At 32.0% G+C, this 654-nt stretch carries 1 protein-coding gene; it reads right to left on the bottom strand.

From position 1 onward, the window contains the following. Positions 1 to 381 precede the first annotated feature (381 nt). Positions 382 to 654 (bottom strand): YadA-like family protein (locus ACFIJP_RS09535; RefSeq protein ID WP_375627184.1); only part of this gene is annotated, 273 nt, incomplete at its 5' end.

The following is a 654-nucleotide window of genomic DNA, read 5'->3' as shown; positions in this document are numbered from 1 at the left end:
ATTTTTGCAATAAAAGCATATAAGGATCTTCTATAAAATCTCAAAGTTTATAGCGTCATCAAATATTATGTTTGTCTATAGATAAATACTGTGCGTCTGTAAAAAAAATCACCCTCATTAATAATATTATTATAATATATATTTCTCTCATAAGGAAAACACTCTCTTAAAAATAAATATCGATTATTCAAATAATTCCTTTTGGAGATGATAAATGATTTTTTCATATAAAATTTCACAATAAAAAATACATTTTTACTCGAAATACACCCTTATCTTCTATTGCTATTCATTTATGATGAGAATAACTTTCCTTCTCTTAAAATGCCACATGTAACGCATTTGATAAGAGAAGGAAAATTTACTTCGAATTTTCTATTTTTAATTCAGTGTTATCCTAAATCCAGCACCTACACCCCAATGTCCTCCAGCACTCGTTGCAGATATGTTAGAGCGAAATCTTCCATTTTCAGACATATAACCAGCCCCAATAGCAAATGCGGATTGTCCACGCCATGCGCCGCTACCAAATGAAAAACTCAATTTTCCTGGTGTATCGTCATAGCTTAAATTCGATACAGCCAAACCAATCGCTGCAGCTTGTCTTGCTTCCTTGCGAACATCCTCAATAGCATAATTTAACGTCTCAAACTT

The sequence above is a fragment of the Bartonella sp. MU37NMGALS genome, assembly GCF_042194015.1.
Taxonomy (GTDB): Bacteria; Pseudomonadota; Alphaproteobacteria; order Rhizobiales; family Rhizobiaceae; genus Bartonella; species Bartonella grahamii.
This window is presented reverse-complemented; position numbering and strand designations above follow the sequence as displayed.